This window comes from Acinetobacter sp. WC-323 (genome assembly GCF_000314615.1).
GTDB lineage: Bacteria > Pseudomonadota > Gammaproteobacteria > Pseudomonadales > Moraxellaceae > Acinetobacter > Acinetobacter courvalinii.
Genome location: NZ_AMZS01000056.1, coordinates 112,246 through 136,258, shown reverse-complemented (window position 1 = coordinate 136,258; position 24,013 = coordinate 112,246). Strand labels below are relative to the sequence as shown.

General features: G+C 42.9%; 25 protein-coding genes. 24 read left to right on the top strand and 1 reads right to left on the bottom strand.

What is annotated here, in order from left to right; genetic code table 11:
* The first annotated feature begins 143 nt into the window (after positions 1 to 143).
* The 24 genes from ACINWC323_RS05735 (at position 144) to madM (ending at position 23,003) form a co-directional block, all read left to right on the top strand.
* Complete coding sequence (locus ACINWC323_RS05735) at positions 144 to 2,492, top strand: pilus assembly protein (RefSeq protein WP_009514000.1); 2,349 nt, start codon at positions 144 to 146, stop codon at positions 2,490 to 2,492.
* 10 nt (positions 2,493 to 2,502) lie between these two features.
* On the top strand, positions 2,503 to 2,979 hold the full coding sequence (locus ACINWC323_RS0119270) for a type IV pilin protein (protein ID WP_032881624.1): 477 nt from the start codon (positions 2,503 to 2,505) through the stop codon (positions 2,977 to 2,979).
* Between the two features lie 5 nt (positions 2,980 to 2,984).
* Entirely contained in the window at positions 2,985 to 3,419 is a 435-nt protein-coding gene (locus tag ACINWC323_RS05740) for a type IV pilin protein (protein WP_009513936.1), read from the top strand.
* Between the two features lie 317 nt (positions 3,420 to 3,736).
* Positions 3,737 to 4,258, top strand: coding sequence for a GspH/FimT family pseudopilin (locus tag ACINWC323_RS0119265; protein ID WP_032881623.1), 522 nt, complete (start codon positions 3,737 to 3,739; stop codon positions 4,256 to 4,258).
* Complete coding sequence (gene pilV / locus ACINWC323_RS05745) at positions 4,255 to 4,740, top strand: type IV pilus modification protein PilV (protein WP_009513862.1); 486 nt, start codon at positions 4,255 to 4,257, stop codon at positions 4,738 to 4,740. The genes ACINWC323_RS0119265 and pilV overlap by 4 nt, the downstream gene beginning before the upstream one ends.
* Before the next feature lie 2 nt (positions 4,741 to 4,742).
* Positions 4,743 to 5,846, top strand: a complete 1,104-nt coding sequence (locus tag ACINWC323_RS05750; RefSeq protein WP_081401858.1) for a PilW family protein — start codon at positions 4,743 to 4,745, stop codon at positions 5,844 to 5,846.
* Complete coding sequence (locus ACINWC323_RS05755) at positions 5,843 to 6,568, top strand: hypothetical protein (protein ID WP_009514003.1); 726 nt, start codon at positions 5,843 to 5,845, stop codon at positions 6,566 to 6,568. Before ACINWC323_RS05750 ends, ACINWC323_RS05755 begins: the two co-directional genes overlap by 4 nt.
* A gap of 12 nt (positions 6,569 to 6,580) precedes the next feature.
* Positions 6,581 to 10,897: a PilC/PilY family type IV pilus protein gene (locus ACINWC323_RS05760; RefSeq protein WP_009513829.1), complete on the top strand. Its 4,317-nt coding sequence runs from the start codon at positions 6,581 to 6,583 to the stop codon at positions 10,895 to 10,897.
* Positions 10,890 to 11,360, top strand: coding sequence for a type IV pilin protein (locus tag ACINWC323_RS05765; RefSeq protein ID WP_009513953.1), 471 nt, complete (start codon positions 10,890 to 10,892; stop codon positions 11,358 to 11,360). The genes ACINWC323_RS05760 and ACINWC323_RS05765 overlap by 8 nt, the downstream gene beginning before the upstream one ends.
* A 163-nt stretch (positions 11,361 to 11,523) precedes the next feature.
* A complete protein-coding gene (gene rpsP, locus ACINWC323_RS05770) occupies positions 11,524 to 11,781 on the top strand; it encodes a 30S ribosomal protein S16 (RefSeq protein ID WP_004776006.1) in 258 nt (85 codons plus the stop codon).
* A gap of 16 nt (positions 11,782 to 11,797) precedes the next feature.
* Positions 11,798 to 12,346 (top strand): ribosome maturation factor RimM, encoded by a 549-nt coding sequence (rimM, locus tag ACINWC323_RS05775; RefSeq protein WP_009513842.1) that lies wholly within the window; start codon positions 11,798 to 11,800, stop codon positions 12,344 to 12,346.
* Positions 12,347 to 12,391: 45 nt separating this feature from the next.
* Positions 12,392 to 13,132, top strand: coding sequence for a tRNA (guanosine(37)-N1)-methyltransferase TrmD (trmD, locus tag ACINWC323_RS05780; RefSeq protein ID WP_005282761.1), 741 nt, complete (start codon positions 12,392 to 12,394; stop codon positions 13,130 to 13,132).
* A 192-nt stretch (positions 13,133 to 13,324) separates the two neighbouring features.
* Positions 13,325 to 13,696, top strand: coding sequence for a 50S ribosomal protein L19 (rplS, locus tag ACINWC323_RS05785; protein ID WP_004657502.1), 372 nt, complete (start codon positions 13,325 to 13,327; stop codon positions 13,694 to 13,696).
* 138 nt (positions 13,697 to 13,834) lie between these two features.
* Positions 13,835 to 14,728: a tRNA pseudouridine(55) synthase TruB gene (gene truB, locus ACINWC323_RS05790; RefSeq protein ID WP_009513955.1), complete on the top strand. Its 894-nt coding sequence runs from the start codon at positions 13,835 to 13,837 to the stop codon at positions 14,726 to 14,728.
* 11 nt (positions 14,729 to 14,739) lie between these two features.
* The gene (locus tag ACINWC323_RS05795; RefSeq protein WP_009513811.1) at positions 14,740 to 15,510 is read left to right on the top strand and encodes a sulfite exporter TauE/SafE family protein; all 771 of its coding nucleotides are present in this window, start codon (positions 14,740 to 14,742) and stop codon (positions 15,508 to 15,510) included.
* 153 nt (positions 15,511 to 15,663) lie between these two features.
* Complete coding sequence (gene mdcA / locus ACINWC323_RS05800) at positions 15,664 to 17,343, top strand: malonate decarboxylase subunit alpha (protein WP_009513882.1); 1,680 nt, start codon at positions 15,664 to 15,666, stop codon at positions 17,341 to 17,343.
* The gene (locus ACINWC323_RS05805; protein WP_009514009.1) at positions 17,343 to 18,227 is read left to right on the top strand and encodes a triphosphoribosyl-dephospho-CoA synthase; all 885 of its coding nucleotides are present in this window, start codon (positions 17,343 to 17,345) and stop codon (positions 18,225 to 18,227) included. The genes mdcA and ACINWC323_RS05805 overlap by 1 nt, the downstream gene beginning before the upstream one ends.
* Positions 18,228 to 18,229: 2 nt before the next feature.
* Entirely contained in the window at positions 18,230 to 18,529 is a 300-nt protein-coding gene (locus ACINWC323_RS05810; RefSeq protein WP_009513860.1) for a malonate decarboxylase subunit delta, read from the top strand.
* The gene (locus ACINWC323_RS05815) at positions 18,522 to 19,373 is read left to right on the top strand and encodes a biotin-independent malonate decarboxylase subunit beta (RefSeq protein ID WP_009513992.1); all 852 of its coding nucleotides are present in this window, start codon (positions 18,522 to 18,524) and stop codon (positions 19,371 to 19,373) included. Before ACINWC323_RS05810 ends, ACINWC323_RS05815 begins: the two co-directional genes overlap by 8 nt.
* Entirely contained in the window at positions 19,370 to 20,197 is an 828-nt protein-coding gene (mdcE, locus tag ACINWC323_RS05820) for a biotin-independent malonate decarboxylase subunit gamma (RefSeq protein WP_009513849.1), read from the top strand. The genes ACINWC323_RS05815 and mdcE overlap by 4 nt, the downstream gene beginning before the upstream one ends.
* The gene (locus tag ACINWC323_RS05825) at positions 20,188 to 20,796 is read left to right on the top strand and encodes a malonate decarboxylase holo-ACP synthase (RefSeq protein ID WP_032881622.1); all 609 of its coding nucleotides are present in this window, start codon (positions 20,188 to 20,190) and stop codon (positions 20,794 to 20,796) included. Before mdcE ends, ACINWC323_RS05825 begins: the two co-directional genes overlap by 10 nt.
* Positions 20,797 to 20,808: 12 nt before the next feature.
* Entirely contained in the window at positions 20,809 to 21,753 is a 945-nt protein-coding gene (gene mdcH / locus ACINWC323_RS05830; protein WP_009513868.1) for a malonate decarboxylase subunit epsilon, read from the top strand.
* A gap of 41 nt (positions 21,754 to 21,794) precedes the next feature.
* A complete protein-coding gene (madL, locus tag ACINWC323_RS05835) occupies positions 21,795 to 22,196 on the top strand; it encodes a malonate transporter subunit MadL (protein WP_009513940.1) in 402 nt (133 codons plus the stop codon).
* 45 nt (positions 22,197 to 22,241) lie between these two features.
* Positions 22,242 to 23,003, top strand: a complete 762-nt coding sequence (gene madM / locus ACINWC323_RS05840; protein ID WP_009513814.1) for a malonate transporter subunit MadM — start codon at positions 22,242 to 22,244, stop codon at positions 23,001 to 23,003.
* A 106-nt stretch (positions 23,004 to 23,109) separates the two neighbouring features.
* Here the strand turns inward: madM and ACINWC323_RS05845 are convergent, their stop codons facing one another.
* Positions 23,110 to 23,970 (bottom strand): EamA family transporter, encoded by an 861-nt coding sequence (locus ACINWC323_RS05845; protein ID WP_009514007.1) that lies wholly within the window; start codon positions 23,968 to 23,970, stop codon positions 23,110 to 23,112.
* Positions 23,971 to 24,013 lie beyond the last annotated feature (43 nt).

Below are 24,013 nucleotides of genomic sequence, written 5' to 3'. Positions count from 1 at the left end.
TACATTGTGTTATTTTATAATCAGCGAAGAATTCAAAAGAGTTTGGATTTTAAAACGCCAAATCAAATAGCAGAGAACTTTTATCGGTTAGCTGCCTAGCATATCCCAAGTGAAAGTCTCCTGCTAATTCAGCACATATCAATGTGATTGATTCACAAGGATTATTACGTTCGACTAAGGATTATTGGAGTATCGGTGGTTTAGATGGAAAAGATGCAACTAAAGGTGGGGCATTATCAAAACTTCCCGTTCAAACTGCTGCTGGACGCAAAATTTATAGTGATCGAACTGTTTCAGGTAGCACTATATCGCCAATTACTACATCAGGTACAGCTTTAACTTTAATTGATTCAAAGAATACGACTGATACAACAGGGACGGCAGAAGCATTAAGAAACAGTAATGATCCAGATAGAGCATATTTATTAAACTTGTTGGGTTTTGGGATAAATACACTAACACCACCTGCTAACCTAACAGGTGCTGCACAACTCCGCCAAATGGGTGCAACCCTGAACTCTACACCATTATTTTTTACCACCAAAAGTAAAATTGCAACAAAAAAAGTAGCAGCGACAGAAACTACACCAGCAATTAATATTGGTGATTATATTGACCGTAAAGACTACGTGCTTTTTGGTACAAATCAAGGCTTATTGCAGGTTGTGGATGCTGATACAGGCGTAGAGAAGTTTGCTTTCTTGCCAAAAGAAATGATTGATCGTCAGAAAAAAGGTTTTGTTGCTAAATCACTACAAACTAGTGCAAGTACAAGTGTGGGAAATAACTTATACCAAGGTATTGATGGTGCTTGGTCCGTTTATACTAATTATGTGGCAAACAATGCAAGTAATTCACTTAAAGCATCAACTCTCAATGTTTATGGTGGAATGCGTCGAGGTGGTTATAATTACTATGCTCTTGACTTAAAAGATATGGAAACAAGTAGTCCAAACTTTTTATTTAAAGTTGGTCCACAACAGAGCGTAGATGCAACCACAGGTGCACTAACTTTAACAGGAACCTGTAGCGATGCCACCCCTTTGGACTGTATGGGACAAAGTTGGTCTAAACCAACTATTGCTTGGATAAAATGGAAAGGTAAGCCACAATTAGTAATGATAGTAGGCGGAGGTTATGATGAGTGCTTTAATAAACCAGATTTTAAGCTAGGCACTACCTACATAGCTAGTGACTGGTCTAGCTACTCTATAGATTCTGGATGGTCAAGTTGTAATAATATATCTCAATCGAGAGGCAACGGTATATACATTTTTGCTGCCAATACCAATACTGATACAGGCTTAACAGCTGGTGCTCTATTGTGGTGGGGTAGTAGCACAGCAACTGGTAATACAGCCAATGCGACGAATGACACCCGAAAAACCAACAACCCCAATTTAAAATATAGCGTGGTTAGCGAAATCAAAGCCATCGACCGTGATAGCGATGGTTTTGTAGATAACCTGTATTTTGGTGACCTCGGTGGGCAAGTTTTCCGTGTTGATATTGATAATGCTTCTTCTGGAACGGTAACTACGGCAACAAGTTCTACAACAAAAAATATGGTGGTTAAACGTATCCAACGGATTGCTAATTTTATTACGGATGCAGAGCGTTCAACAAGAGCCGCACCTCGTTTTTATACCATGCCAACTTTTACGGTTCATAGTCTAAGTGCAACTTCTACCACAGGCGCAACTACAACATCTTATAGTCTAGGTGGTGTTAGAGGAAATGCTAATCGTTTTGCTGTCATTAGTATTGGCTCAGGAGATGTGAGTAATCCTGTAAAAAATAGTTTATCTACAAGTAATGGTATACCCGATCGTATTTATGGCATCTTTGATCGTGATGTAGGACGCCATGACTTATATGCTAATGCAAATGATAGCGATACCACAGGAGCAAATGCGACAACAGATGGATTAAGAAGTAAGGATATTACTACTGTAAATATGGTCGATTTAACTGCTATAGGAACAAGTGCACCCACTGTAGAGAATATGGTTGCTATAACCAATCATGGCTGGTATCACACTTTAGCTGATGCGGGGTTGGGACGTTCTGGTACAAATGTTGACTCAGCCCTTACTAATGGAATCGCACGCTATAAAGTTTTAAGTAGTTTTGCTGCTATTAAAAATACTTTATTTACCAGTTATTTTGATGCTGCTGATAATGGTTCTTCTTCTAGCTGTAGTGCCGGGGTAAAAGGACGCTCGTACGTTAAAAACTATTGCTTGCCTTTTGGTAGTATGGGATCTAATGGTAGTAACTGCCGTATAACAGAAACAGATGGTCGTGGTTTCTCTACAGCTAATACCATAGGAAGTAATGTAGGGGCAGGGATTGTACCGGTGGTAGTTGGTGGTATGACTAATAATCAGATTGGGCCGATTACAGGCGTAGGACGAGATAGTGGCGTCAAAGCAGCATATACAACCCCGATTCGCTTTGAACCGATTACTTGGTACTCAAAACGTTCATGAGGAAAAATAAATGATAAATATGAACGTTAAGTCTAGCTGGGGATTTACTCTAATTGAATTGATGATAGTAATAGTAATTGTTGCAATATTTGCAGCAATTGCTCTTCCTGGTTATCAATATTATTTACGTAGAGGAGAAGAATCTAAAGCCATGCAGGAAATGCTGAGGCTTTCTCAGGAGCTGGAAAAGTATAGATCAAGAAATTTCAGTTATCAGGGTTTTAATGTCGCCTCAACTGCTTATGCGGTTCCAAACTCAAGCTATACCATTTTAATTGTAGATGGCACAGATACCTCTAAATCTTTGAATAATGATACTGTGACGGGACAAAAATGGGTGATGCGGGCCAATGCGAATGATGCATATAGTAGAAAGTACAGTTTCTTGCTGACCAATACAGGTTTTCAATGTAAAAATAAAACATGGAGTTTGATTAATTATGCTGATTGTAATACTGCGGCAAATGGTGGTGTAAATAATTGGTAAATCATATGAAAAATGAGTCTGGTTTTACACTGATTGAATTAATGATTGTGATAGCAATAATTGGCATCCTTGCCGCTATCGCTTATCCATCTTATATTCAATATAAAGTTCGAACAAATCGTGCAGAAGTACAAACTGAAATGATGAGAATTGCGCAGCAGTTACAGAGTTATCATGTGGTAAACCATAATTATACTAATGCAAAATTAGATAATGATACTACGCCATTAATTCAAGATTTCCCCGCTACGCATGCAATTTATACGCTGAGCTTGAATATTGGTACGGCACAAAATTGGATCTTAACAGCTACACCGATTAGTACGACTATTCAAAAAGATAATGGAGCTGTTGTACTTAATAGCCAAGGTCAGAAATGTTGGACTAAAACGACGACAGCTTGTACTCCCTCTACAACCACCAACTGGGATAGTCGTTAATCTCATAACTGTAATAGCCTGATAAAAAAAGCAAACCGTTAAGGTTTACTTTTTTTAGGAACACTTTTTTTAATTTATTTAACATTATTAACAATAATAACAAGTAAATGTGATCAAATTATCACTTATCTGCTGTTCCATACCTTTTATCCCCTAATGGTAGATTTTTGTGTATTTTAGGTTGAAATTGATAATTAAACATGAAAACAATCACGAAAAATAGTGCTTCTCTCATTGATATAATGAATTGATTTTACTTACTTAAAATATTTGAGAGCGCTGTTACAACAAAAAGATTTGTGCATATGGAGGACTGTATGCAACAAGCCCATGACGACGCGGAGCATCGCTCTTTATCTTGTGCACAGGCCAAACCTTGCTCGGGATTTACGATGGTTGAACTGATCATCACCATCGCTGTTTTAGCAATCATCGCTTTAATGGCGGCGCCTTCATTTGCCTCCATCTATAACCGCCAAAAGTTAGAGTCCTCCGTACGTGAACTGGCTATGAAGGTCTCAGAAGCAAGAAGCCAAGCAGTCATGACTCGTCAGGTTGCTGGACTTTGTCTTGTCGAATGGTCCTCCGAAAAAGATGATAAAGATCGAGAGAAATGTGCAATAAAGTTATCGACTTCCATAAATAATACTTTTTTAGTTTATATGGAGCCCAGTGTAACAGCGAATACAAGCAGTTCTTTTGTGACAAGTCTCCGTTTTAGAACCAATGGCAGTATTGCTGCACAAAAAGACTTTATGTTGGAGCGACAAGGTCTTTCTTATTGTGTTCGGGTGGGTGTCATCGGGGATACCATTATCACGGAAGGAGCCTGCCCATGAATATAAAACAACAAGGGGTTGGACTGGTTGAAGTCTTGGTCGCGCTGGTTTTATTAGCGATTAGCGTATTGGGTTTTGCTGCTTTACAGCTCAAGGCAATTGAGGCCAGTGCCGAGGCCAGCAAGCAGGTGTTAGCGCTGACCATTGCACGGGATCTTACAGAAAGGATGCGTGCCAATCCTCAGGGTATTTATCCTAACGGAGCGGTCATAGTTATGGATACATTTCTTCCAGATGATCTAACGCCTGTAACACCCTCTAGTCTTGTCACGCAAGACTTACAAAATGCGGCCCTACAAGCCAAAAATAATGGAATGAATATTGCGGTTAACTTATGTCCTTTAACAGGCACAACTCGGCAATGTATTTATGTAGCATGGGATGGGACATCTTTGGCGGGGGAGAAGGGAATAGAAAACTGTATTAAAAAAGATGAAGCGTATGTTTCTGGCTCACACTGTCTATTTTTGGAGGCTTACTAAAAATGAAAAATAGTTACTCCAGAGATAAAACAAGCTTTGCTAATCAAACTGCTGTCTCTCGTTCTAATGCTGGATCAAGCGTTATCCGAATTCATTCTGCCTCAGGTTTTACTCTCATTGAGTTAATGGTTTCATTAACTCTTGGGTTAATTGTTGTTGCTGCTGCAATACAGCTTTTTATTACGGGTGTGACTAGCTATAAGTTGCAAAAAGCTATGGCACATATTCAGGATAGTGCAAGTTTAGGTTTAAATTTTATTATTGATGATATACGTAAGGCAAATTTGAGTGCTCCGGTCCCTGCCGTAAATGATCAAATCGAATATGCAGGGATTATTCTTACATCAAAAAATGTGGGAGAGAAAATCAATTTAAATTGCACAGCATGTTTTGATGAACCAAATAAAAATAAAGAGGATGACAATAAACCTTTAAAAAGTTTTAAAAAATCCAACCTAACAGGCGGGGTGGAAAATGATCAATTGTTAATTCGTTATCAAGCACAACAAGAGGGTTTTGATTGTTCAGGTAATGAACTCAAAAAAGATGTTTTTGTGGTGCAACGCTATTATGTTGACCCTGCTGAAACTAATGTGCGCCGTTCTTTACGCTGTCAGGCAGCTCAATATACTCCTACAAGCCTTGACTCAAAATCAAAAGATGACCAGTTACTACTTAACTGGAAAAGCAGCCAAGTGATCTTACCCAATGTAGATTATTTTGTGGTGCGCTATGGTTGGATGGAAGGTGGTCTAAATGATGAGGACAGTAAGATTCAATATGGGAGTTTGAATACCTATTTGACCCAATCGGTAAGAAAAAATATTGATGGAGTCATGCAGAACGTCCGCCCACATATTCATGCAATTCAGATTGGAGTATTGGTTCAATCTACAGATACGGCAGGTAATCAATCAATTGTGAAGGAAAGAAATAGCAGAGTATTTCAGGTTTTGGGGAGTGAGGTCGAATTAGATAAAAAATATCAAAATGGTCATTTACGCCAAGCGGTCAATCAAACAATTTCATTGAGAAATGCAATGGGGTGGATCGTAGAAGGGTGTAAGGCTGATGTTGATGATTGTACTGGGGGGAATGAGACATGATTCGATCTGAACGAGGGTCAACCCTCATCGTTGTATTGATGGTCTTATTACTGATTATGATTGTAGGAACATTGGCAGTTCGTCAGAGTATCAGCTCATTGAAATTAGTGACCAATAATCAGATACAAACATTGTTGTTACAAAATTCTGATGCCGCTTTGTTGGCTTTACAAAACCCAAAGAATACATCCGATATAGCAGCAGCGAATGGGATTGTGGGATTTTTTAAAAACGAAAATTATAAACATGCTCAATTGGTATTTTGCTTTTCAGATACTAAGCCTTTTACATTAAATAAAGGAGCTTATCTCTTAAATAGCTCAAATTGGGAAAGTTTAGGAGGTGGAGCCTGTACTAAAACTTCGGAATCAGGTGGGCGTAAGCAAGTCGTAACACAAGTTTATATTAAGCGAGCCACTACACCAACTACTCCTTTTGCTGATTTAGCACGGGGTACAGAAGTTCTTGGTGCAAAAACTGAAGAAAGCATTCGTTTACAAGTATATGTTGTATCCGTCATGCAAGGCTTATTATCAGATACTGATAAAATATTGTTTAAAAAGAGTACTGAAGCTGATGAAGGCTGCTTAGTGAAAAGCATCGATAATGCCGGGAAAAATGAAGTGGCTGAATGCCTCAAAAAAAATAAAGAAAATCCATTATATAACATTCAAGTTGCAGAATATCGCTTCTTATCGGACTTTGAGCCTTCAGGTTCATAAGGGAGAATTGTCATGAATAATAAGAATAGAAATCTAACAGAATGTGAATGTAAGCCACAGAAGAAAATTAGAGGATTAATATCTGATTGTACCATTATATCGAGCTTTTTTATTATATCTTCAGTTGCTTGGGCAAGTGATATTGAAATCTATCAAAACCCAAGCAATAGCAATGTTATTATGTTAATGGTTGATATTTCCCAAAGTATGGGAACAGGCCCTATTGCAGATTTACAACGAGATTATCCGCTGTGTTTGCAAGGTGGTTTACTTGGCGGCACAAAAGGTCTATTACAGAAAGCAGGTGTTAACGTTGATGCAAATCTATTGGGTTTAGTCAAAATAGATACCTCAGCGACAGCAACAGATACAGCCTATTGTGAGATTCCATCTGAATTGGTTGTGAATATTTTAGAGACCGTAAATAATACTACAGGTGATTTACTTGGATTAAGAGGCTCTGCTCAATATATAAAAGAAAGTTGTGAGCCTATTGATATGAAAAAAGGTGGGACAGTTGAAATTATTAAAGGTTATCGTTGTTACAATAGGCTACATAATATAAAACAAGCAGTAAAAGATGTTATTGATGGCAATGACGCAAAAGGAATTGGAAAATTACCTGATGGAGTATCAGTTGGACTTTCAGTTTTTCCTGCCAATGCAATTAAAGGTAATTATAAGCAAAAAAATGAACTTGCGGGGATGATTGCGGTTGAGGCTCAACCACTAGATGCTACACAACGAGCTAGAATCAAAGCTGAAATTGATAAAGTTGGTAGTGTTGATCCAGTGAATAATAGTCTAACGAAAGTAAGCGATATTGTTAAAAAATTACTTGCTCTAGATGTTGTTGGTGCAATTACAGGTGTATTAGATATAGTTTTAACTCTAATTCCAAATTTAAAACAGCTTGCAGGTTTAAGTACGCCCACTGCTACGGCTTATGCAGAAACTGGAGCATATTTACTGGGCAATACTACAGCAGGAACAGGTGACGGTAAAAAATCTAAGGAGGTTTGGCGATTTTATCAGGGGGAATATTATAAGTGTAAACAATGGCTAGATGAGTTTAAATGTAGTGATACTGGTTGGGAAAAAAGTACTAAACCTAGACTAAATAACGATTATGATTGGGTTTCTGATGAAACACTTTTAGATCGCCTTTTAGGGAGCGAATCAGGTGGTGGACTTATTGGAAGTATTGTAGATGGAATCACAGGTTTGATTGATGGTCTTTTAAAAGGTGTTCTCGGTAAATCATTAGATAATATTTTGGGGCAGAATGATCTGACTAAAAATTTACCAAAGGCAGAAAAAGAAAAACTTTTAGGAGCGTCAGAGGTTATTTTCTATAAAAACACTACACAGCAAAGTGATTCTCCTTATAGTGGTTTTTCTGTTTCCATTGATGCAAGTAAAGAGAACAATATTTATAAAGCTCCTACATCAACGAATGCTTCATGTAGTGCTAAAGGGATTTATGTGTTAACAGGTAGTATTCCTGATTTAGATCCGAATTTACTTGATGGATTATTAGGTTCTTCCAGTAACAGATCACCTTCAGCGACAAATCCAGTTCAAAGACTAATGAGTCAGTCAATCAATACTGCTTTTAGTTGTGCGACTGTACCATCGGGATGGGATGCAGGTAAGGATGCAAATACATGGAACTGTATTGCTAATTATGCGGGTGTATTAAAGAATAATACGCATAATATAAAAACAGGTGTAGGCGGGATTGGACGTGAGTTTTCACATATTTCAAGTAGTAAAACAGGCGTGGAGACGAGTAATGAGCCAAACTCTATTTTAGGAGGTGTATTACAACCAGTAGCTAATCTTATAAAAGCATTAGATCCTGTTTTATCGTTACTTGGTTTAGGAAACTTGGTCGATAAACTGAATAAGATCCTCGATAATATTTTGCCTGTACCTTTAGATCAAGATACTCATAATAAAAATGTTGCGAACTTAGCTCGTTGGGGGGTGCATGGCGGTGGAGGATGGTATCAATTATCAAATTCAAAAAGTATTGCTCAAAGTATTTTAGACTTTAATCAGAATCTCGTAGAAACTGAGGCTGATCCCATTGGTTTACAAACGTTACCTGCTGACCCCCTTACCCCATACCGTATGACCAATGAAGTCTATAAAAGTATGTTTGAACCTACGGATAAAGTGAGTTGGTTTGGAAACTTTAAGAAATATGGACTTGAAACAAATAATTCTGTAAACAAGCTCAAAGATGCTTGGGATAATGCTGCTAAAGACTATGATGTAAAAGATTGGAATAAAGGTGGGTTATTAAAACAACTTCAAAATTTGCCAACAAAAACCAATAACGCCGATCCAGCAAAACCGATTATTACTCAACGTAAATTATTGATTAATCGTGATTGTGTTGGCACAGGAAATACTGCTGATTTCAAAGAAGTAGGTGTACTTAAAACTATTAATAATCAATATTTAGATAAGGTTTGTGGTACAGATACGACAGCGAAAAAAGATCCGAATGGCCACTTCTTAATGAATTTGCTGGGCTATAAAGTGAATAAAGATGCAACCACAGCAAGTCTGACAGAAGCTAATCGTACACACTGGCAAGTGGGAATGAATTTGCATTCAACTCCGATCAAATTAACGCAAGGAGCGACCTTTAATGCAGATAATAGTATAAAAGAACGTCAAGATTATATGTTATTTGGTACGACACAAGGAGTGTTGCATGTGGTGGATGTTAAAACAGGAGAGGAAAGCTTTGCTTTTGTACCCAATGAAATGCTGGAAAGCTCTAAGCAACAACAAGCCTTTATGACACCAACAACAGGACATATTCGGAATCCTGACAATATGGCATATGGGATTGATGGAGCTTGGACGTTATATAGCGAATATGTGTATGGTATGAAAGAAGTAAGCAGTGGCAGTACAACGAAAGAAGTTGTAGCAACAGTGGGCGAAATTAAAAATGGTAGCAATGTTATCCACGGTAAACAAATTGCTTATGGCGGTTTACGGATGGGCGGGCGTAGTTATTATGCATTGGATCTTAGCAATCTTGATTCTCCCAAATTAAAATTCCATATTGATCCAATTTCCGGCAAAGTTTACTCAAAAGACAATCCAGATGGTAAACCTTTCGATGCAATTAAAAATATGGGTCAAAGCTGGTCAAAGCCGACTATTACTACTGTGATATATGAGGGTGCGCCAAGACGTGTGATGCTAGTCGGTGGTGGCTATGATATGGAATATGAAAACATTGACCTATCTAAGTCGAAAGGAAGTGGAAATAATAAAATTGAAGGTACAGGCATCTATATGTTTGATGCAGATAATGGTGATTTAATTTGGCATGCAAGCGGAGATAACCCAAGTACTTCATGTGGTAAAGGCGATACGGAGCATGGACTAAAAATACAAGGTATGGGAAGTGTCGTTAGTCGGATTAATACGGTTGATCGTAATGGTGATGGTATAACCGATCATCTCTATTTTGGTGATTTGGAAGGGCAAGTGTGGCGGATTGATTTAAGTGCAAACCTAGGTAAAGAGAGGAAGGCGACCAGCGATAATAAAGATACTGGCTGTGGCAGCTACAGTATGCTTTTTAAAGCAGAGGATGAACGTTTTTATGAAGCACCAAACTTTAGTGTGTATGGTTATGAACAGCCCTTAGCGGTTGTGAGTATCGCTTCAGGTAATCGTAGTTTACCTCTCAGTGATAAAGATTCATCTAGTAGGATTTACAACATTTTTGATAGAGAGGTTATCGGAAAGGGTTTTGACACGAATAATAAGAGTGGGGCGAAACTAGAATTGGCTGATCTTCAGCTTATGCCAAATGATTTGAATGGTAAGACTTTGAATGATGTAGCAAAAGATATTCCAAATGGTTGGTATGTCTCGGCTGAGACTGTAGAGGCTCAAGATATTGATAAGACAGCATCTTTCGATAAAAATGGGAGTAAAGTCTTAGGCGAAATGGTCGTGATGAATAAGAGCTTATATGCCAGTATCTATAATCCAAATGCAACGACTGATAGCTGTAAGGTTCAAGCACAAGGGATTACTACGGTACAACGATATTGTTTACCTTTTGGTGTTTGTGAGCAAGAAACTGATCCAGCAACAATGCGTTTTGGTGGAGGACGTGGCATTGTTGATGTAATGGTTGGTGCGGGTATTGGGACATCGGAAAATGGAGTAAAACGTCAAATTTTAAACCCTGGTTTAGCTAGTGTGATTAACAAGGCCAATGGAATGCCAATCAATACTATGCGCCGTCAAATCGTCCCATTAAAATGGTACGAACGCAATGAATAAACAAAAGGCATTTACCTTAATTGAACTGATGATTACGGTGGCAATCATTGCGATTATCGCAGCGATAGCGATACCGAGTTATGAGGTCTATATCCGTCGTGCGGAACTGTCTACGGCACAACAGGAGATGCTTAAGGTTGCAGAACTGCTGGAAAAACACCGGGCACGTAACTTTAGTTACGATGGTTTTGTGCTGAAAGGCACCTCGAGCAATCAGGGACCCTATTATTCGGTAGCAAGTGCAAGTAATAACAGCCTGTTGTTACCTTTGGATGCAAGCAGTGGCAAGCAGAAATTTACCATGACCTTAACGCTGAATGCGCAAACATGGGCTTTAACAACGGTGAGTGAAAACCCCCGAAATTATTCCTTGCTTTTGACCAGTACGGGGATTAAATGTAAGACCAAAACACCTGCAAATATCACCGCTCAAGCTTGTGGACTCGGGCAGGAAGACTGGTAAGCCGGCAGATTTTATCAATTAAATTCAAAGCTGTGGATAAGCCGAAAAATAATCTTTATTTCAGCGTCGATTTAACGTAGAATATCGCCCTCTATGAAAGGGGTTTGAAGTGTTGCCGATGGTCGGTGCAGGGATAATCCGTAAAAATTATAAGGTTGTTCTCATGGTTGTTATTCGTTTAGCGCGCGGTGGTGCAAAAAAACGTCCATTCTATCAAATCGTTGTAACTGATAGCCGTAACGCACGTGACGGTCGTTTCATCGAACGTATTGGTTTCTTTAACCCAACTGCTCAAGGTAAAGCTGAAAAAGTTCGTTTAGACGCTGACCGTTTTGCTCACTGGGTTGCTCAAGGTGCTCAACCTTCAGAGCGCGTTGCTTCTTTAGCTGCTCAAGCTAAAAAAGCTGCAACTGCTGCGTAATTGTAGTAGGTAGCCCATGACATCGACACAGAATGTGCCAGAAGATCGTATTCAGATTGGACAGTTACGTTCAGCTTATGGATTGAATGGGTGGCTCTGGGTTTATTCAAATACTGAACCTATGAGTAATATGTTTGACTACCTTCCTTGGTACATTGAGACCAAGGCAGGTTGGCAAACAATAGATGTGAAACGTTGGAAACCACATGGCAAAGGCCTGGTTGTTGCATTAAAAGGCGTAAATGATCGCACGGGTGCAGAACATCTGGTTGGCGCAAATATCTGGATTGCCAAATCTCAGCTTCCAAAAGCAGATGTAGACGAGTACTACTGGTCTGATCTTAAAGGTCTAACGGTGTTAGGTCTTGATGATGAAGAACAAGAAGTCAATCTCGGTCAAATCTACGAACTGTTTGAAACCGGTGCCAATGATGTCATGGTGGTCAAAGCGACTGCTGATAGTGTTGATGCTGAAGAGCGAATGATTCCGTGGCATAAAGATGTGGTACAACGCGTTGATCTTGAAGCTGGTCGTATTTACGTCAATTGGGGCGTAGACTACTAATCCTTTTGGGGAAAGTAGCGCAGCAGGAAAATAGAGGAGTCTGCGGTGTTTTTTGCAGTCATCACATTGTTTCCTGAAATGTTTGAAGCGATTACAGCGTACGGGATTAGCGGACGTGCAGCAAAGCGTGACATCGTGCAAGTGACTTGCATTAACCCACGAGATTTTGCTGAGGGTAATTACAAACGGGTGGACGAACGTCCTTTCGGTGGTGGCCCTGGTATGGTGATGATGGCTGAGCCTTTGGCAAAAGCAATTAATCATGCCAAACAACTTGCTTCACAAGCAGGCTGTGTTCATGCCCCGGTGGTGTATATGTCACCGCAAGGCAAAACCTTAAATGAGCAGGCAGTACAACAATTCGTTGATTATGATGGTTTGATTGTATTGTGTGGGCGTTATGAGGGTGTCGATGAGCGTTTAATCCAGCATTATGTTGATCAGGAATGGTCAATCGGGGATTACGTTTTATCGGGTGGTGAACTTCCTGCCATGGTGTTGCTGGATAGTATTATTCGCCGTTTGCCGAATGTCATGACTGACGAGCAATCAGCGATCCAGGATTCTTTTGTGGATGGTCTGCTGGATTGTCCACAATATACCAAGCCAGACCATTTTGAAGGGCTGGATGTGCCTGAGGTACTTAAATCAGGACATCATGCCAATATTGAGAAATGGCGTTTTTTGCAGCGTTATCAACGAACTTTAGATCGTCGACCAGAACTGGTTGAAAAAGTAGCGTTGAGCAAACAGCAAATGAAATGGTTAAAAAATTCGAAAGGTTAAACTGCTATCAGTTAATCTTCGCACCCAACGAGAAGCTTTGCTTCGAGTTCTACTTAAACATTGTTTAAGTTAAAAATAGGCTCTTTAGGACGTTTGTCTTAAGGGGAAAGTTAAACGGGAAATATGCGCTTTAGCCTCTATTCCCAGCGGCGTCAGAGACCTCTTCTCTCCCGCACATATTGGAGATTCCACATGAGTGGTAAACATCCTTTAGTTCAAGCTGTTGAAAATGCACAGTTAAAATCAGACATCCCTGCTTTTGCACCGGGCGATACAGTTATCGTTCAAGTTAAAGTAAAAGAGGGTGACCGTGAGCGTCTTCAAGCATTTGAAGGTGTTGTAATCGCGAAGAAAAACCGTGGTTTAAACTCTGCTTTCACAGTTCGTAAAATCTCTAGCGGTGTTGGTGTTGAGCGTGTTTTCCAAACTCACTCTCCAATCGTTGCTAAGATCGAAGTGAAACGTCGTGGTGACGTTCGTCGTGCTAAACTTTACTACCTACGCGAGTTGTCTGGTAAAGCTGCACGTATTCGTGAAAAGTTACCAGCTCGTAAACAAGGTTAATTTTAACTTTGTTGTAAAGCAAAAAAATGCGCCTTTGGCGCATTTTTTTATGCCTGTTTGTGCTTAAAAGCCAATCCTTTTCTAAATCCTCGACCTAGTTTTGCTAAAATAGGTCTTTATGCTTTGACTTTTCTTTTTATGAAAAAAAGTGCTTACCGTCATTTAAGCGGTGTATTCCTATTAAACAAACCTTTAGGTTTAAGTTCTAACTCGGCACTACAAAAGGTGCGTCGTCTGTTTAATGCGCAAAAGGCGGGCCATACAGGGGCACTTGATCCATTGGCGACCGGGTTATTACCGATCTGTTTGGGAGAGGCGACCAAATTTTCGCATTATTTACTCGATTCAACCAAACGTTATCAAACCACGGTCAAGTTAGGACAAACCACGGCGACCGGTGATGTTGAAGGTGAAATTCTCCAGCAGAGAGAAGTACCGGCTTTAACGGCAGAAGGGATTGAGCAGGTGCTGGCACAGTTCAGAGGCGATATTCAGCAAGTTCCGCCGATGTATTCAGCATTGAAGCGTGAAGGCCGTCCATTGTATGAACTGGCGCGCAAAGGGATTGAGATTGAACGTGAAGCGCGTCCAGTAACCATTTATGATTTAACTCTAGTGGATTTTACCGAAGATAGCCTGACGCTGGATGTGACCTGTTCGAAAGGTACCTATATTCGCGTATTGGGTGAAGATATTGGTGAAGCTTTGGGTTGCGGTGGACACCTCACCAAGTTACATCGTACCCAAACCGGACATTTTGAGATTAATCCAAGCTATACCATTGAGTATCTTGAAAGTCTGACCCAAGAACAGCGCGATGCTTTATTGTTACCTGTGTATGCACCCGTCGAGCATTTCCCGCACGTGCAATTGCCAGAAGGCCGTGAAAAATATTTCGGCAATGGTCAGGAAAGCAATATTGATCATGAAGCTGCGCCCGAAGTGCTGGTGTTTAATGGAGAACGTTGCCTGGGGCTGGCTGAAATCACTGATAAAAAACGTTTAGTCCCTAAACGTTTGTTAAATCTATAAGGATATTGTCCATGGATTGGGAACTGATTCTGACACTGGTGTTCTTTGCTTTTTGTGCCGGAACCATTGATGCCGCTGTCGGTGGAGGTGGGTTGATTCAGATTCCCGCATTGATGGGTGCCTTACCTCAAACCGCACCTGCCACCTTATTTGGCACCAATAAACTGGCATCCATTTTTGGGACAGGCTCGGCTGCATTTTCATTTGTACGACGGGTGAAATTGCAATGGTCGCTGTTGGGTGTGATTGCGCTGTTTGCCTTTATCAGTTCCTTTATTGGTGCAGCCTGTGTCTCTCTGATCCCCACTCATATCTTAAGACCGATTGTCTTGGTCATGCTGATTGTGATTGCGATTTATACCTTCGCCAAAAAGCAGTTTGGGCAAGTCCATGTCGATCAGCAGATTACGCCAAAGTTACTGCTGCTTGCTGCAATCGGGAGTTTAGCCATTGGTTTCTATGATGGTATTTTTGGCCCGGGTACAGGCAGTTTCTTTATTTTCTTTTTTATCCGTTTTCTACAGGTCGATTTTTTACATGCCTCGGCATTGGCAAAGATTGGCAATCTAATGACCAATCTGGCGGCATTAAGCTTCTTCATTCCAACCGGTCATGTGCTGTTTGAATTAGGCTTGATGATGGCGGTTGCCAATATTGCCGGTTCATTATTGGGTGTCCGCTTGGCTTTAAAATATGGCAGTGGCTTTATCCGTATTTTATTCCTGATTCTGGTCAGTATCTTGATTTGCCGCTTGGGCTATCAGATTTTGAGTGGAAGCTGATTCATCATCGAGACTATCCGCCCTAGAATTATCCTCCTTGCTCAGCAATCATTAACCTGAGGTTAATAACTAGCACGGTAGGTTGATTGATCAAAATTTCATAAAGCGCTTTTATAGATTCAGAATAAAACTGTGATCTATAGGTAAGCATACATGGAAGGTTCAGTTCAGAATAAACAAGGGTTATGGAACAAGCGACGTCAGGCCAAACAACTCAAGCTGGACATGGTCAAGTCGTACACCGATGGTGTCGTCATTCCCACCTCAGACATTATTAAAGTCTTGGAAACACTGATCACACCCGGTGATAAAGTGGTACTCGAAGGTAATAACCAGAAACAGGCCGATTTTCTCTCGCGTTCTTTAGCGCAAACCAATCCGGATGTATTGCATGATCTGCATATGATCATGCCGAGTGTAGGCCGTTCAGAACATCTTGACCTGTTTGAAAAAGGCATTGCGCGTAAGCTGGATTTTTCTTTTGCGGGGCCGCAGAGTTTAAGAATCAGTCAGCTGATTGAAGATGGCCTGTTAGAAGTGGGTGCAATTCACACTTATATTGAACTGTATTCACGTCTTGTGGTCGATCTGATTCCCAACGTGGTGCTCTCTGCAGGCTTTATGGCAGACCGTCAAGGCAATATCTATACCGGCCCAAGTACTGAAGATTCTCCTGCGCTGATTGAACCTGCTGCATTTAGCGACGGCATAGTCATTGTTCAGGTCAATGAGCTGGTCGACGATGTTTCAGAGTTGCCACGTGTCGATATTCCTGCCTCCTGGGTGGATTATGTGGTGGTGGCAGACCAGCCTTTTTATATCGAACCGCTGTTTACCCGTGATCCAAAACATATCAAGCCTGTGCATGTGCTCATGGCGATGATGGCGATTCGCGGTATTTATGAAAAGCATAATGTGCAATCGTTAAATCATGGCATTGGTTTTAATACCGCAGCGATTGAACTGATTTTACCCACCTATGGTGAGTCTTTAGGATTAAAAGGAAAAATCTGTCGGAACTGGACACTGAATCCACATCCGACCCTGATTCCAGCCATCGAAACAGGCTGGGTTGAAAGCGTGCATTGCTTCGGTACCGAGCTGGGTATGGAAAATTATGTTGCTGCTCGCCCTGATGTTTTCTTTACCGGCCGTGATGGTGCGTTACGTTCCAACCGCATGATGTGTCAGCTGGCAGGTCAATATGCGGTTGATCTATTTATTGGGGCGACATTGCAGGTTGATGGCATGGGCCACTCTTCGACTGTGACCAAGGGGCGTTTGGCAGGTTTCGGTGGTGCACCAAACATGGGGCATGATCCACGCGGTCGGCGTCACGATACGCCAGCATGGCTGGATATGCGTTTGCAAGGTGCCAATGAAACAGAAACCTATTTGGCACGTGGTAAAAAGTTAGTTGTTCAAATGGTGGAAACCTTCCAAGAGGGCGGTAAGCCGACTTTTGTAGATCGTCTGGATGCGATTGATGTGGCTAAAACAGCGGGCCTAGCTTTAGCACCGATCATGATTTATGGCGATGATGTCACTCATCTACTGACCGAAGAGGGCATAGCTTATCTGTATAAAGCCAGTAGCCAGGAAGAGCGTCAAGCTATGATTGCTGCAGTGGCAGGTGTGACCAGTATTGGTTTAAGCCAAGATCCGAAAACCACGGCGCGTTTAAGACGTGAAGGGTTGGTGGTATTCCCTGAGGATTTAGGCATTCGTCGTACCGATGCTACACGTGAACTGTTAGCGGCAAAAAATATTGCCGACCTGGTGACGTGGTCAGATGGCTTATATCAACCCCCTGCAAAATTCAGGAGTTGGTAATGATGGCACAAGTTCAATATCAAACCCTCAGCGATAGTCAGCTTCTGGCAGAGATGGCAGTAGAGGCTCTGATTGATGAAGTCAATCTGACACCAAAACCGGCACTGGTTGATCGCCGTGGCAGTGGGGCGCATGCTGACCTGACCTTGGCATTAATGGAGCGTTCGGCAAAAAGTTTACAGCCCATGTTCCAGGCAATGGCTCAAGCAGCCATGCATCATGGAAAAGTTTGTTTAGCTTTGCGTGAAGAGATTGGTGAAATTGGTCGGCAAGGTGAAGAGACCATGATGTTGGCGACAGAGGGGGTCAATACACATCGCGGGGCCATCTGGGCCTTAGGCCTAATGGTCACTGCGGCAGCCTTGGCACGCGCGAAGCAGCAATATTTATCTGCGGTTGAATTATGTCAGCTGGCAGGACAGATAGCCCGGCTTGAGGACCGCTTTATTCCTGAGCAGGGTTTAAGCCATGGGCAGCAGGTACAGCAAAAACTAGGTATTTCAGGTGCAAAGCTACAGGCACAACAAGGCTTTCCGAGCATTGTGAATTTGGGTCTAAAGCAACTGAAGCAAAGTCGCCAGAAACCGATGAAAGAAGACTTTGCGCGTTTGGATGCCTTGCTGGCCATGATGACGGATCTGAGCGATACCTGCGTGCTTTATCGTTCAGGCACCAAAGGTTTAAAGCGGATGCAACAAGGGGCACAGCAGGTACTGGATCTGGGCGGCAGTTCAAGTCTGGAAGGTCGACGTGCATTACATTTTTTAGAGATTGACTTGCTGCGCATGAGAGCCTCCGCTGGCGGTGCTGCAGATTTATTGGCCGCGACATTATTTATCGATCGTGTTGAGCAATCATCGTTCAGGAATAAAGCGGGAGTTTGAGTATGGAAACACTTCATTTTGAGTTTATGGCCGCAGAGCCCCCTCTAAAACAAGCCTTGGTCGGTTGTGTAGGGTCGGGTGACCTGGAAATTTTGATGCAACCCGGAGAAACCGGAAAAACCGCTATTCAGGTAGTCACGTCGGTGGATGGCAGTGCAACGCGCTGGAAGAATTTATTTGAACGAATTTTTACGGCGCAGATCCACCCTGCCGTCAACATTGAGATCCATGATTTTGGTGCTACCCCAGGGGTGGTCCGCTTACGTCTGGAACAGGCATTCGAGGAGATTGAACATGACTGACATTCAGGACTTGCTCAATAAACAGGATTTTATTGAGCTGAGTGCAAGAGCACGTGCCAAAGCTTTGCTGGATGATGACTCTTTCCGAGAACTGCTTGATCCATTTGCACGGGTGATATCTCCTTGGCTGATTCAGCAGAATATTGTGCCGCAAGCGGATGATGGGGTGGTGATTGCCAAGGGGACTCTTCAACAACGTCCTGTAGTCTTGATTTCGGTTGAAGGCTTATTCCAGGGCGGGAGCCTGGGTGAAGTCGGTGGTGCCAAAATTGCGGGTGCCTTGGAGCTGGCGGTAGAAGACAACCTCAACGGCATTCCCACTGCTGCAGTATTGCTGTTAGAAACGGGTGGTGTTCGCTTGCAAGAAGCCAATCTGGGTTTGGCTGCAATAGCCGAGATTCAGGCTGCTATCGTGAATTTACGTCAGTATCAGCCCGTCATTGCGGTAGTCGCGGGGAGCGTTGGCTGCTTTGGTGGGATGTCAATTGCTGCCGGATTATGCAGTTATATCGTGATGACCCAAGAGGGGCGTTTGGGACTCAATGGCCCGCAAGTGATTGAGCAAGAAGCGGGCATACAGGAATATAACGCCAAAGATCGTCCGTTTATCTGGAGTATCACCGGTGGCAGCCAGCGCTTTGCCAGTGCTCTGGCCGATGCATATGTGGATGATGACCGCAATAAAATCCGACAACAAGTGATTGATTATTTGCAGCAAGGTTTGCCTCTTCAACATCGAAGTTCAAATTACCCGTTTTATTTAGCACAGCTACAACAAGTCGATACTGCGGAGCAGATCACGCCAGCACAGGTTCAGGCTTTGTATCAGGGAGAGTCGGCATGAATAGCGCAGTTGAGACATTAACAGCCTCTACTCGAGGCGCACACTGGTTTAAGGCAGTCACGCAGGGCTTTCAGGTGGCTCAAGGTTTCCCGGCTTCAGTCTGGGTGGCAGACGGACAGCTTGATCAACAGGCGGTACGTGTCATTGCAGTGGTTCAGGACAGCAATAATCCGTTCCCGCGAGCACGACAGGGTGAAGTTGGGCTGCTGGAAGGCTGGAGCTTGGCTAAAGCGATTGATGAGGTGATTCAAGCCGATGCGCACGCTGAAAGCAAACGTGGCATTTTATGTGTGGTAGATGTACCGAGTCAGGCTTATGGGCGCCGTGAAGAATTGCTGGGTATCCATCAAGCATTAGCAGGTGCAGTAGATAGCTATGCCAGAGCCAGACTGGCAGGGCATCCTATTGTGAGTTTACTGGTGGGCAAGTCGATGTCAGGGGCTTTTTTGGCGCACGGTTATCAAGCCAATCGTATGATTGCCTTAAAAGACTCAGGTGTTATGGTGCATGCCATGGGGAAAGAATCCGCCGCTCGTGTCACCTTAAGATCAGTGGATGAGCTTGAACAATTGGCATCAAGCATTCCGCCAATGGCTTATGACATTGAAAGTTATGCAACACTGGGTTTGTTATCTGAACTTTTATCTGTTGAGAACCCTGAACAACCGACAAACGATGATCTTTTGTTAGCGAAGCAGGTAATTGCGCGAGCATTTCAAGCCATTAATGCCGAGCATTCGAGAGGACTGGAACATCGACTTCACGGCCAAAATCGTCAAATGTCTAAGCGGGTGCGTGAATTATTGCGTGAGCAATGGTCATGAAACTTAAACTTGAAGCCCATGATTTATTGTGGGGCATGTCAGCCGATGCTTTGGCTGAAGATGCGCCACTGTGGGTGAAGGCGGTATTACAGCGTGGCGATCCAGTGGTGGTTCGCCGGGCCATAACCGCTGCAGATCAGGTTGCGGTGGGGATCAGAGGTCAGTTTCGTCATCAACGATACGCTGCTGTGATGCCACGATCGACGATCACCAGACAACTCAAGCCAGAAGCGCTAACTCAGGTAGCAATACATCAGTTTAAGCATCTGGCAGAACGCTTACAGAGCATTTCCAGCATTATGAAAAACTTTTCAGGATGTTGGGGATATACAGGAAGTTTTGGCTTTGAGCTGGCAACGGGGATTGCAACCGTCACTGCGCAAAGTGACATCGATTTGCTGATTCGCACGGAACAGCCTTTTGCCAAACAGCAGGCGATTGAGCTACTCGAAAATTTTCAACAAGCGGGGTTGAATGTGGATATTCAGTTACAGCTCCCCCAAGGCGGATTGGCCTTAAAAGAATGGGCAAGCAATAGCGGGAAAGTACTATTAAAACGGCCCGATGGCGCTGTTTTAGTCGGAAATCCATGGCATTAGGGAATAGGTATCATGGCTTCAATTTGGGTCTATCCAGGACAAGGTGTGCAAAGAAGCAATATGCTGCATGATCTGCCGCAAAGCACGCTGGTGAAAGAACACCTGGAGCGTGCCTCGGATGCACTCAAACAAAATGTGTTGCTGCTGGACAGTGCAGCGGCATTGCAATCGACACGAGCGGTACAGTTGTGCCTCCTCATTTCTGGCGTAATCAGTTCAGCGCTACTCAGCGCTGAAAACTTAAAACCGGACTATGTTGCGGGGCTATCGATTGGTGCTTGGTCGGCTGCAGTGGTTGCAGGCGTTTTAGCGTACGAAGATGCCGTCCGTCTGGTCGCTTATCGCGGTGAACTCATGCAAAACGCTTATCCGGCAGGCTATGGCATGACAGCGTTACTTGGTACAGATCGTTCAACAGTTGAGGCATGGATAAAACAGGTTGCGGCAACAACGCCACAGGTATATGTCGCGAACATCAATGCGCATAACCAGATCGTGATTTCAGGACGTTTTGAAGCCATGAATCAAGTTGCTGGATTGGCGAAACAGCAGGGTGTCGTGGCAAGGAAACTGGATGTAGCGGTGCCATCGCACTGTGAGTTATTAAGTCAGCAAGCACTGCAACTTGCGACATCGATGGAGGGAGTCACTCTAAAGCAACCTAAAATTGGTTATTTAAGTGGTACCACAGCACGTATCTTGCGCAAGCCAGAACAGATTGCGGATGATCTGGCTTTTAATATGAGCCGTACTGTGGATTGGGAAAGTACGCTTCAGGCTGCATGGGAACGAGGTGTCAGGTTACACGTCGAAGCTTTACCCGGCACGGTACTTACCACACTTGCACGCCGGATATTTAAAGATGGAACCGTATTTTCATTTCAGGGAACGCGTATAGATAGCATCCGGCTGGCCATGCAAAAACAACAGGAAAATCAGATTTCTATGGGAATATGATTTAAAAAAACCAAGTAATCCAAGGACATGAGGGATTTACAATGATTATATATGGAACAGCAATTTTGGCGATTTGTCACCTACTCGGTGATTATCTGGGTAATACCCTCGGCATGTTGATCGGTGTCAAAGCCAATGTCGGTGGCGTTGCAATCTCAATGATTTTGTTGATTCTCTCTAAAGAGTTATTGGCAAAAAAAGGTTATTTACCCCAAGTGACACAGTTTGGGATCTTGTACTGGTCAGGTATGTATATTCCGATTGTGGTGGCAATGTCAGCCGGGCAAAATGTCGTGGCTGCACTTTCAGGCGGGATGCTGGGATTGATTGTCTCGGTCGTATCACTGATCGGCACAGTGCTGGTGATCCGTTATCTGAATAAACTTAGTGGCGATTATGAAACCTATGAATGGACAATTGAGGCAAAGGAAAAAATTGCCTGAAAAATCATAATTAACTGACAAAGCAATAAAAAAAGGATGTTCATCATGGATGCTATCATTGCTGTATTAACAAAAAATGCGTTAGTGACAGCGCTTGCAGTCACAGGTTTGATGATGTTTGTATCGCATCTGCTTTCCAAATATTTGACCAAAGGAAAGCTGCAAAGCTCTGCAATTGCCATTACTTTAGGACTGGTGGTGGCATATTTTGCCGGCGTTTATACGCAAGGCACCAAAGGTATTTCCGATATTGCCATCTTCTCAGGTTTTGCATTATTGGGCGGTGCCATGATCCGTGATCTGGCCATTGCCTCGACTGCATTTGAAGTCGATGTAAAAGAAGTCAAAAAGGCTGGTAGAATTGGTCTTATTGCACTGATGCTGGGCTGTATTGTGCCTTTTGTGATTGGTGTAATGGTGGCCTGGGTCATGGGCTATCGAGACCCGATTTCGATGACCACGATTGGCGCGGGCGCGATGACCTATATTGTCGGTCCGATTACGGGTACCGCAATTGGTGCAAGTTCAGATGTGATTGCATTATCGATTGCAATTGGGTTGATCAAATCAGTGTTCTTTATGGTGGGTACACCCTTGCTGGCAAAGTTTATGTATTTAAAAAGTCCCTGTTCAGCCATGGTTTTTGGTGGCTTGGCCGGCACCACCAGCGGTACAGCAGCAGGATTGGCCGGTACCGATGTTCGTCTGGTGCCTTACGGCGCACTGGTCGCAACTTTTTATACCGGCTTGGGTTGTTTACTGGGCCCCTCTGTATTTTTCCTGACGGTTAATGCCATTTTTGGATAATTAGTCCAGAGTCAGTGCAGGCAACTTATTTACAATGGAGTAAGTTGCCCGTTTTAAGCCGATCTTAAAACAGGGTAGAAGAAAGCTAAAATTCTATAATGAGCTTCTAGCTTGTCTGACTGCCACGTAAGGTAACCCCAATCGAAGCCACCATAATACAGGCTAAAGCCACCCACTGAATCAGGCTGATTCGTTCATGCAGCAGGACTAGACCTGCTAAGGCTGCTAATGCAGGCGCAAGGCTGGAAAGGGTCCCATAACTGAGCTTGGTCAGCCGTTTCAGTGCCATTAAATCCAGTGCATAAGGAATTGCTGTGGCCAGCAGCGCAATCACCAGTGCTTTGCCCCAATATTGGGTATCCATCAGCGCAGGTGCATTATTCCAGAGCCCAAAAGGCAGCAGGGTCAGTGCAGATAAACTGATGGCAATGGTCAGGGCATGCATGCCGATGTTTTGCTGGACCACACGATGCCCAAAATAAATATACAGCGCCCAGAACAAACCGGCACTCAGAGCACACGCTGCACCGATATAGGAAAAATTTTGGGCATTGGCATCGTGCCACGGCACCATTAAAGCAATACCTAAAATCGCAAATGCCACCCAAATATAGTCACTGCGCTGTTTAATCGAGAGTAGGGCTAAACCGAGTGGACCAATAAATTCCAGACCGACCGCAATCCCTTGAGGCAGTTTGCCCAAAGAGGTGTAAAACAGAATATTCATACAGCACAAGGCAGCGCTATAACACAGTAAATCTCGCCATTTAAGTTCCTTTAATTTGGAAATGATCTTCCAGGAACGAAACATCACTGCAACCAGAATGGTGGCAAAACAGAGTCTTAAAATCGTCACAGTGAGCGGGTCAAGTGTGGCAATCAATTGCTTGGCGAATGAAGCACTGATCTGATACGCCACCATGGAAAGAACCATATACAGCACAGCAACCAACTGGATATTTTTCATGACTGGCCTAAAAAATAATAGAAAAGGGGATAAGCGGGCAGCA

Bases quoted from the DNA above. Each gene is read 5' to 3' on its own strand.
- ACINWC323_RS05795 (WP_009513811.1), top strand. From the start codon at position 14,740: ATGGATTGGGAACTGATTCTGACACTGGTGTTCTTTGCTTTTTGTGCC.
- mdcE (WP_009513849.1), top strand. From the start codon at position 19,370: ATGAATAGCGCAGTTGAGACATTAACAGCCTCTACTCGAGGCGCACAC.
- truB (WP_009513955.1), top strand. From the start codon at position 13,835: ATGAAAAAAAGTGCTTACCGTCATTTAAGCGGTGTATTCCTATTAAAC.
- ACINWC323_RS05750 (WP_081401858.1), top strand. From the start codon at position 4,743: ATGAAAAATAGTTACTCCAGAGATAAAACAAGCTTTGCTAATCAAACT.
- ACINWC323_RS05760 (WP_009513829.1), top strand. From the start codon at position 6,581: ATGAATAATAAGAATAGAAATCTAACAGAATGTGAATGTAAGCCACAG.
- ACINWC323_RS05740 (WP_009513936.1), top strand. From the start codon at position 2,985: ATGAAAAATGAGTCTGGTTTTACACTGATTGAATTAATGATTGTGATA.
- pilV (WP_009513862.1), top strand. From the start codon at position 4,255: ATGAATATAAAACAACAAGGGGTTGGACTGGTTGAAGTCTTGGTCGCG.
- rpsP (WP_004776006.1), top strand. From the start codon at position 11,524: ATGGTTGTTATTCGTTTAGCGCGCGGTGGTGCAAAAAAACGTCCATTC.
- ACINWC323_RS05765 (WP_009513953.1), top strand. From the start codon at position 10,890: ATGAATAAACAAAAGGCATTTACCTTAATTGAACTGATGATTACGGTG.
- ACINWC323_RS05810 (WP_009513860.1), top strand. From the start codon at position 18,230: ATGGAAACACTTCATTTTGAGTTTATGGCCGCAGAGCCCCCTCTAAAA.
- ACINWC323_RS05805 (WP_009514009.1), top strand. From the start codon at position 17,343: ATGATGGCACAAGTTCAATATCAAACCCTCAGCGATAGTCAGCTTCTG.
- mdcA (WP_009513882.1), top strand. From the start codon at position 15,664: ATGGAAGGTTCAGTTCAGAATAAACAAGGGTTATGGAACAAGCGACGT.
- madL (WP_009513940.1), top strand. From the start codon at position 21,795: ATGATTATATATGGAACAGCAATTTTGGCGATTTGTCACCTACTCGGT.
- ACINWC323_RS05815 (WP_009513992.1), top strand. From the start codon at position 18,522: ATGACTGACATTCAGGACTTGCTCAATAAACAGGATTTTATTGAGCTG.
- rimM (WP_009513842.1), top strand. From the start codon at position 11,798: ATGACATCGACACAGAATGTGCCAGAAGATCGTATTCAGATTGGACAG.
- ACINWC323_RS05845 (WP_009514007.1), bottom strand. From the start codon at position 23,970: ATGAAAAATATCCAGTTGGTTGCTGTGCTGTATATGGTTCTTTCCATG.
- rplS (WP_004657502.1), top strand. From the start codon at position 13,325: ATGAGTGGTAAACATCCTTTAGTTCAAGCTGTTGAAAATGCACAGTTA.
- ACINWC323_RS05825 (WP_032881622.1), top strand. From the start codon at position 20,188: ATGGTCATGAAACTTAAACTTGAAGCCCATGATTTATTGTGGGGCATG.
- ACINWC323_RS0119270 (WP_032881624.1), top strand. From the start codon at position 2,503: ATGATAAATATGAACGTTAAGTCTAGCTGGGGATTTACTCTAATTGAA.
- mdcH (WP_009513868.1), top strand. From the start codon at position 20,809: ATGGCTTCAATTTGGGTCTATCCAGGACAAGGTGTGCAAAGAAGCAAT.
- madM (WP_009513814.1), top strand. From the start codon at position 22,242: ATGGATGCTATCATTGCTGTATTAACAAAAAATGCGTTAGTGACAGCG.
- ACINWC323_RS05755 (WP_009514003.1), top strand. From the start codon at position 5,843: ATGATTCGATCTGAACGAGGGTCAACCCTCATCGTTGTATTGATGGTC.
- ACINWC323_RS0119265 (WP_032881623.1), top strand. From the start codon at position 3,737: ATGCAACAAGCCCATGACGACGCGGAGCATCGCTCTTTATCTTGTGCA.